The sequence below is a fragment of the Desulfovibrio cuneatus DSM 11391 genome (assembly GCF_000430005.1).
In the GTDB taxonomy this organism is placed as follows: domain Bacteria; phylum Desulfobacterota; class Desulfovibrionia; order Desulfovibrionales; family Desulfovibrionaceae; genus Frigididesulfovibrio; species Frigididesulfovibrio cuneatus.
The window spans coordinates 26,317-34,103 of the sequence record NZ_AUCY01000037.1; the positions used below are offsets into that span (position 1 = coordinate 26,317).

General features: G+C 52.1%; 9 protein-coding genes. 7 read left to right on the top strand and 2 right to left on the bottom strand.

Annotated elements, in window-relative coordinates; all coding sequences use genetic code 11:
* Positions 1 to 240: 240 nt before the first annotated feature.
* The 5 genes from G497_RS17650 to G497_RS17660 all read left to right on the top strand — a co-directional run bounded on the left by G497_RS17650 (position 241) and on the right by G497_RS17660 (position 4,350).
* Positions 241 to 1,308 carry a glycosyltransferase family 9 protein gene (locus tag G497_RS17650; RefSeq protein WP_245576376.1) on the top strand — a complete coding sequence of 356 codons (1,068 nt, stop codon included), beginning with the start codon at positions 241 to 243 and terminating at the stop codon, positions 1,306 to 1,308.
* Between the two features lie 2 nt (positions 1,309 to 1,310).
* Entirely contained in the window at positions 1,311 to 1,976 is a 666-nt protein-coding gene (locus G497_RS17655; protein WP_034637470.1) for a hypothetical protein, read from the top strand.
* Between the two features lie 204 nt (positions 1,977 to 2,180).
* The gene (locus tag G497_RS0110020; protein WP_027188047.1) at positions 2,181 to 2,744 is read left to right on the top strand and encodes an NADPH-dependent FMN reductase; all 564 of its coding nucleotides are present in this window, start codon (positions 2,181 to 2,183) and stop codon (positions 2,742 to 2,744) included.
* Between the two features lie 157 nt (positions 2,745 to 2,901).
* Positions 2,902 to 3,360: an NfeD family protein gene (locus G497_RS0110025; RefSeq protein WP_027188048.1), complete on the top strand. Its 459-nt coding sequence runs from the start codon at positions 2,902 to 2,904 to the stop codon at positions 3,358 to 3,360.
* Between the two features lie 57 nt (positions 3,361 to 3,417).
* Entirely contained in the window at positions 3,418 to 4,350 is a 933-nt protein-coding gene (locus G497_RS17660) for an SPFH domain-containing protein (protein WP_034637472.1), read from the top strand.
* Between the two features lie 128 nt (positions 4,351 to 4,478).
* Here G497_RS17660 and G497_RS0110035 read toward each other — a convergent pair whose 3' ends face one another.
* On the bottom strand, positions 4,479 to 5,204 hold the full coding sequence (locus G497_RS0110035; protein ID WP_027188049.1) for a Crp/Fnr family transcriptional regulator: 726 nt from the start codon (positions 5,202 to 5,204) through the stop codon (positions 4,479 to 4,481).
* Positions 5,205 to 5,823: 619 nt separating this feature from the next.
* On the opposite strand from G497_RS0110035, the gene G497_RS0110040 reads away from it, so the two are divergent.
* On the top strand, positions 5,824 to 6,795 hold the full coding sequence (locus G497_RS0110040; RefSeq protein ID WP_027188050.1) for a calcium/sodium antiporter: 972 nt from the start codon (positions 5,824 to 5,826) through the stop codon (positions 6,793 to 6,795).
* A gap of 334 nt (positions 6,796 to 7,129) precedes the next feature.
* Here G497_RS0110040 and G497_RS20780 read toward each other — a convergent pair whose 3' ends face one another.
* Complete coding sequence (locus G497_RS20780) at positions 7,130 to 7,402, bottom strand: ion channel (RefSeq protein ID WP_027188051.1); 273 nt, start codon at positions 7,400 to 7,402, stop codon at positions 7,130 to 7,132.
* A 162-nt stretch (positions 7,403 to 7,564) separates the two neighbouring features.
* Here G497_RS20780 and G497_RS19855 point away from each other — a divergent pair.
* Positions 7,565 to 7,787 (top strand): helix-turn-helix domain-containing protein (locus G497_RS19855; RefSeq protein WP_027188232.1); only part of this gene is annotated, 223 nt, incomplete at its 3' end.

Consider the following 7,787-nt stretch of genomic DNA (forward strand, 5'->3'; position numbering starts at 1 on the left):
GCCGTTGCATTCAAAAAAGGTCACACCACAAACGACAATTCAAACCAGATCGCTAACACGCTTAAAAATAAAGACATTTCGCAAAACACCCGGTGAAGGCATATCGTTACAGAGTAATTCACCTGTGCCCCCGGTTGACCATTCAGGAATAAGGCATATTTTTGAGCAACAAGGGCCATGCCACCCTGGCTACGCGTGCCGCATGATACTGTTACTGTATAGAGAAAACCAAGGAGCACTGTGGATAATTCGGAATTACACGCACAGGCACGCCACTGCAAGCACTGGCTTGTGGCCCGGCTTGGGCACTTGGGGGATGTAGCCCTTACCACGGGCGTGCTACGCTGGTGGGGCGAGCGCTATGGCCTGCGCTTCCACGTGCTCACCAAACCCGCCTGGGCCCCCCTGTTTGCCCACCACCCCCATGTAGAGCGCGTGGTGCCGTTTCCTGAATTTGCCCACAGTGCCAGCGGGGCCATTCCCTTTTTCCATGCCCTTGCCAAAGAATACACTGGTTGGGGCTTTGCAGACCTGCACGGTGTGCTCCGCACCCGTGTGTTGAGTGCCTTGTGGCATGGGCCTGTGGCAAGGTACCCCAAAATGGGTTTGCAGCGCAGGCTGTTCATGGCTTTTGGCGTGCAAAGCATGGGGCAGGCCCTGCGGGCCATGAACGTTCCCCAGCGCTATAGCCTTACCCTGCAAAACACGCCCCCCCCTGCGCAAAGCCTTCTGCCCCAAGTGTGGCTTACCCCGGAAGAAAGCGCCACTGCACGTGCCACACTGGACACAGTGCATGCAGCAGGCATGAAAGGCCTCCCCCCCGCCGCACCCATTGCCTTGCACCCCTTTGCCGCCCACCGCTGGAAGACATGGCCGGAACACACATGGCGCACACTGGCCACCTTGCTGCGCCAAAGCGGCATACCCTTTATTGTGCTGGGCCAAGGCACCCCCCTGTTGCCTAATGCGCCGGAAGATTTGGTGAACAACACCACACTGCGCGAAACGTGCGCACTGCTGGGGCACTGCCGCTGCCTGATAACAGGCGACTCCGGCCCCATGCACCTTGCCAGCGCTGTGGGTACCCCTGTGGTGGCCCTGTTTGGCCCCACCACCCCGGAATGGGGCTTTTACCCTGCCGGGCCGCACGACACAGTGCTGGAACGCCCCCTGCCCTGCCGCCCTTGTTCCTTACACGGCAAGGGCACCTGCCCCAGGAATGGACAATGCCTGCAAGACATTGCTCCGGAAGAAGTGGTTGCCTGTGCCCTGCGCCTGCCCCTTCAGCCCCGCCAAAGCCAGGAATAGCCATGCAAAGCGCCAAACGGTTACGCTCTGACCTCTACTTTACCCCCCGCCCCCAGGAAGGAGACACCCTGGAAGAAAGCCTGTTGGCCCGAAAGCAGCAACATGCGGCACAATTTGCAGAAGAAGAGGCTCGCTTTGCTGCTGCCCTGGCCGCTGCTGCACGGCCAGACGCTTCCCTGGTAAACAGCAAACTGCTGCTGGAAGGATTGCTGCGCCAAGTCCCCTGGCTACCTGCGCACATTACTTTGCCGGAAAAAACAGCCCCACTGGCCTTCCCCCTGCCGCCAGAACCACTGCTTGCCCCGGAAGCCAGGGAATGCCTTGAAAGCGCCCCGGAAGAAGAACGGCAAAAATTAGGCCACATTCCCCTGGAACCCGAAGAAACACGCACGGAAGACGGTGTGCCCAACTGGATTTCCATTCACAGCCTCTATAACCCGGAAGAAAAACGCAGGCATTTGGAAAAAGAGGACGTGCGCCAAACAGGCAGTGCCAGGGAAAAAATACGCAATTTATGGGCAGACTCCACCCCGCCGCTCCTGCCGGAACAGAATGACAACCCATTGCAAATTACCTGGGGGGTGCGGCTACGCCAGTTAATTTGGTGGGTGGTGCTGGCGGGCGCAGCAGCAGTGCTGATTAAAGGAAAAGGGTGCGGCGTGCTGTAGGCACAGCCTGTAAAAGTAGCCCTTTGCCCTTGCTCCATGGCTCGCTATGTTGGCAAACGGAATAAATTGATAATCCATGCCCTTATGTGCGCTACCGCACAGACACAGCCCTTGCTTCATTATATTATCCCTGCATGAATATATCCTCAGTGTACCCTCATGCATGCGCACGGTAGCCCCTTCACCGTGAAGCAAGGAAACTATATGAAAATGACTATACCAGTTGCCGTACTCGTTGGCAGCCTTCGCAACGAGGCATATTCAACCAAAATGGCCCATGCTTTTCTGGCGGCAGCCCCGCCTGAATTTACCTTAGAAATTATGCCTCTTGGCCAATTACCCCAGTACAATGAAGAATTAGATGCCAAAGAACCATCCCCCCTGTGGGTGGCATTTCGTGAACAGGTGGGGGAAGCAAAAGCCCTGCTGTTTGTGACTCCGGAACAAAACCGTTCCATCCCTGCGGTGCTGAAAAATGCACTGGATGTTGCCTCGCGTCCATATGGACACAACCGCTTCAACGGCAAGCCTGGTGCCGTGGTAAGCACTTCCATTGGAGCCATTGGGGGCGTTGGCGCCAACCACCATTTACACCAATCGCTCATAGGCCTGAACGTGCCCCTTATGCAACAGCCTGAAGCCTCCCTTGGGGAAGTAGACAAGTTTTTTGATAACCTGGGAACTCCCTTGACCGCCTGCGGTGAATATGCAGCCGCATTCATGAAAACCTATGCACAATGGGTCCACACCATACTCAGTACGCGCTAGAACAATTTCACGTTGAAATTGCTCGGTGGCAGCGTTGCTGCCAGCCGCGGAGCATGTCGTTGTATTATGGTATAAATATATCCTTTCAAAGATAAACTGCTTTAGGGAAACAATTCAATCACCCCACCAGCCAGGTGGGCATAAAAAAGGACAAGTCATGTATGAATGGCTTACTGAACCGCGAATAGCCTGGTTTTTATTTGGCCTGGCCCTGATGCTGGGTGAAGTGCTCATGCCAGGCATTGTGCTGCTGTTTTTTGGTGTGGGGGCATGGACTGTGGTAATCTCCCTCACTATTATTCCCTTTGGGCTTACCATGCAACTTACCCTGTTTATTATTGCTTCCTTTGCCTTCCTGGCATTGTTCCGTTCGCGGGTGGAAGCGCTGTTTCGCAGCAAAGGCCTGCACCTGAACAACTCTTCCACCTCTTTGCAACATGAAACCGTTGGGCAGGAAGTAGATGTGGTGGAAGCCATTACCCCCCCACACCCGGGGCGGGTGTTATTGCACGGAACGCTGTGGCAAGCCAAAGCCACGGAATTTATTCCCGTGGGCAGCCGGGTACGTATTATCAGGCAAGAGGTGTTGCTACTCACCGTTAAACGCCTTCCCTAGGGAAACGCTGATCTATTCCGTTTTGCCTACTCTTTCCTTCAACCATCTGGAATTTTTATGAATACATCCACTGGCTACATTATTCTTGGCGGACTTGCGCTTTTTACCATTACCCTGTTCCTGAAATGCATCCTTATTGTTCCGCAGAAAAAAGCCACCATTATTGAGCGCTTGGGGAAGTATTCCGGCACGTTGCTGGCTGGATTTCATCTGCTTGTACCCTTTATAGACCGGGTGGCCTATGTGCATACCCTCAAAGAACAAGTGATTGATGTGCCCCCGCAAACCTGCATTACCAAAGATAATATTCAGGTGGAAGTAGACGGCGTGCTGTATGTGCAAGTAATTGATGCAGAACGTGCCAGTTACGGCATAGACGACTACTACGCTGCGACCATCAACATGGCCCAAACCACCATGCGCAGCATTCTTGGCCAAATGCAACTGGACAAAACGTTTGAAGAGCGCAGTGAAATCAACCATGGCATTGTCAAAGCCCTGGATGAAGCTTCCGCCCCATGGGGCACAAAAGTAACGCGCTATGAAGTAAAAAACATCATTCCGCCCCCCAGCATTAAGGATGCCATGGAAAAATACATGCGGGCAGAACGGGAAAAACGCGCCCTCATTGCTGAATCAGAAGGCATCAAGCAGGCAGAAATCAATAAGGCGGAAGGAGAGCGCCAAGCGGTGATAAACCGTTCGGAAGGGGAAAAACAGCGCAGAATTAACGAGGCCGAAGGGCAGTCGCGGGAAATAGAGCTGGTGGCAAAGGCCACGGCAGAGGCCCTGCTCATTGTTTCCCAGGTGGCAGTAAAACCCGGTGGCCTGGATGCTGTTTCACTGCGCATTGCGGAAAGCTATATCAAAGAGTTTGGCAAACTTGCCAAGCAAAACAATACCATGATTGTGCCAACAAACCTGGCTGATATTGCTTCCATGATCGGCATTGGAGCAAAAGCCTTGCAGGCCAGCACTTCACGCCCATAGCAGTGAATGAAGCAAAACGAGTGAACACGCTGATTTATTGGCATTAATCAGCGTCACGCTGCCTAGCACTCGCCATTTACAAAAACACCCCGGAAGTTGTTCCGGGGTGTTTGTTATGGGGGATAAGCTTATGAAGCAAGACCCCCAACAGGGGGCAACAAGCGGTCTGTTTCCCGTTTTACTACGGCATAGCATTCACAACACAGCGTTTCCAGCTTGGTACGGTCCAGCACCGTAATTTTCCCGCGACTATAGGCTATTACGCCCAGCTTTTGCAGCTTGCCCGCAGCTTCCGTAACGCCCTCACGCCGCACCCCAAGCATGTTGGCAATCAGTTCCTGGGTCATTACCAGCCTGTTGCTTGGCAGCCTGTCCAGGGAAAGCAGCAACCAGCGGCACAGTTGCTGGTCAATAGAGTGGTGGCGGTTGCACACAGCGGTTTGGGCCATTTGGGTGATCAGCGACTGGGTGTAGCGCAGCATAAGGTGCAGCATTTCCGGGTGCTCTTCAAAGGCTTTTTTAAACCGCTGGCTTGAAAGGCGAAAGGCGTGCCCCGCACTTTGCACAATGGCCCTGCTGGGGGTACTCTCCCCCCCCATGAACAGGGAAATGCCCACAATGCCTTCCCTGCCAATAACAGAAATTTCGGCAGAAGAACCATTCTGCATAACATACAAAAGCGATACAATGCAATCCACCGGAAAATAAACATAAGACATAATGTCGCCAGATTCATACAACACCTTTCCCAGGGGCATCTTCACCAATTCCAGGTGCGGCAGCAGAGACTGGTACAAAGAAAGGGGCAATGCTGCTAAAAGTTGGTTTTGCCGAGCTTCCAATTGTTCCCGCATGTCACACTCCTTTTTGCTATAATGAACCTGTCTCCCATCTACCTGGGCACCCCAGCAGGAAACCACCCATGCAGGCATCACAGCACAAACACATGCCAACGTAAACGTTATGAACAAAATGCCACAACTGAAGCAGCAACATAGCAAAAACGTCCGCTCACTCTTTTTAGAGGAGCGGCCGCTCTATTTTACCTCTGAAGTAGTTCTGGGAAAACGCTCGTTCATTCCACGCTTTCTTAGGAAGCACTGATTAAATGGTATTTTGGAAACGCGCAGTTATTTTGTTTGGCAAGGCGCGAGCTTTTTTGAAGCAGGAGTGGACTCTTCCGTCCTCGACTGTTTCAAAAAAAGCGATGCAACGACGCCAAACGGAATAAATCAGCGTTTCCCTTACTAATTTATATACTTTACGCTGGGGGGGGCATACCGTCAACGTCTATTATTTCTCCGTAAAGCAAGGAAAACATTCTCCCCATGCTGCACAACCTGGCACGCTTCCACCGGGGCCATTGCAACCACTGCCCCCTTGCCATAAGCTGCCAAATTTGCCAAAAGAATAACACTGAATGTTGCTGCTTTACTCTCTTTCATTGCTCAATACAAAAGGAGTTTCCCTATAATGACACTGCCCCTTATAGCCCTTGTTGCCGGTTTAGCCCTGCTGGTGTGGAGCGCCGACCGCTTTGTGGAAGGTGCGGCCTGCACGGCCCGGCATTTTGGCATGGCCCCCCTGCTTATTGGTATGGTTATTGTAGGGTTTGGCACTTCTGCCCCGGAAATGGTTGTTTCCGCGCTGGCAGCTTCCCAAGGCAACCCCGGCATTGCTCTTGGCAACGCCTATGGTTCCAACATTACCAACATTGCCCTTATTCTGGGCCTTACTGCCGTTATCAGCCCCATTACCGTGCATTCACAAGTGCTGCGTAAAGAACTGCCCATTCTGCTGCTGGTAACGGCCCTGGCGGCATGGCAACTGTGGGATGGCCAAATAACCCGTACTGAAGCCTTTATTCTGCTGGGTGTTTTTGCCGCCCTCATGCTTTTTACTATCCGCCAGGGCAGCAAGTCACCTAAAGATGCCCTGGCAATAGAAATGGAAAAAGAACTGAAAACGCACACCATGCCCTTAAAAAAGGCTATGTTCTGGCTGGTGCTGGGCTTGCTGCTGCTTATTGCCAGTTCACGCCTGCTGGTGTGGGGGGCGGTGGAAATTGCCCATGCCTTTGGCGTGAGCGACCTGATTATTGGCCTGACCATTGTGGCAGTGGGCACTTCACTGCCAGAGCTGGCTTCTTCCCTTATTGCCACCCGCAAGGGCGAACACGACATTGCCCTTGGCAACGTGCTGGGTTCCAACCTGTTCAACACCCTGGCGGTGGTGGGCATTGCGGGCACTATTAGCCCCATGCAGGTGGGGCCGGAAGTGCTGCAACGCGACATTGCCATAATGGCAGCCCTTACTGTGGCGCTGTTCGCCATGAGTTATGGCTTCCGCAAGCAGGGGCGTATTAACCGCCTGGAAGGTGCCCTGCTGCTGGCCTGCTTTGTGGGGTACACGGCATACCTTATAAGCACCGTGTTCACAGCATAAGGGAAAGAAAGCCGTGAATGGGCTGCGTTTTTTTATAAAGCGCAGCCTGTTCCCAAAGAACAGAAGCCCGCTTTCAAAAAACAGCAGGAGCTCGCCATCACAACCTTTCAGTTATGACCCTTTCAAATATGGTGAAGGGGAGACTCGAAGAAGTATGGTAATATGATGAATTTATGAAGTTTTAATTTGAAAGAGAAGATGAATACCGTTCAAAATACCGTAAGAAATTGGTAGTAGCTAATGTTTTGAATATGTTGAAGAAAAGAGATTTATTAGGAACATTTAAAACTGATTTGAATTTAGCCGCCGGTGGCATTTTAACAAGATTTGGTAATCAATCCTCCGGTGTATCCGTCTGGGGAAGCTGCGGTTTCCTAGATCGCTCCTTAGGCACGATGTGTCCTGGCCCCATGGTCTGAAACAGCACGCCAAGACGAGTAATAAGCACGGCCAATAAGAAGTAACCCGCCATAAGATTCAGGCATACAACTAACATCGCCGTGGTACTCGCCGCATTTATATTGCCAAAACCAAGAGTAACCATAGTTGCAAGAGCAAAGAGAGGTAACTGCAACCAGTCAACTCCATTACACCAAATCCTTTGCATGGACTCTAGCTGGCCCAAAACAGTTGTTTTTACGAGTAATTCTGGATTGATACTGTAAATTAAAGGGCGGATTCAAGTCGTAAGTGCAACACCTCCGGTGTTGGATAAAAAAGCAAGGTGCGGTAATACCTTAGCTCTCTATCCACCACAGATGAGGGAACTATGCACTACACGCACCTTGCCAAGGAAGAACGCTATTACATTTTCTGTAGTCTGAAAAGCGGAAAATCCATGAGAACTATAGCACGTGAATTGAACCGCAGCACCGCTACAGTTAGTCGTGAGTATGCCCGCAACAAGGGGTTGCGCGGTTATCGCTACCAGCAGGCTGAAAGGAAAAGCCAAGAAAGGCAGGCTCATAAAGGAAAGACTCAGATATCACCTA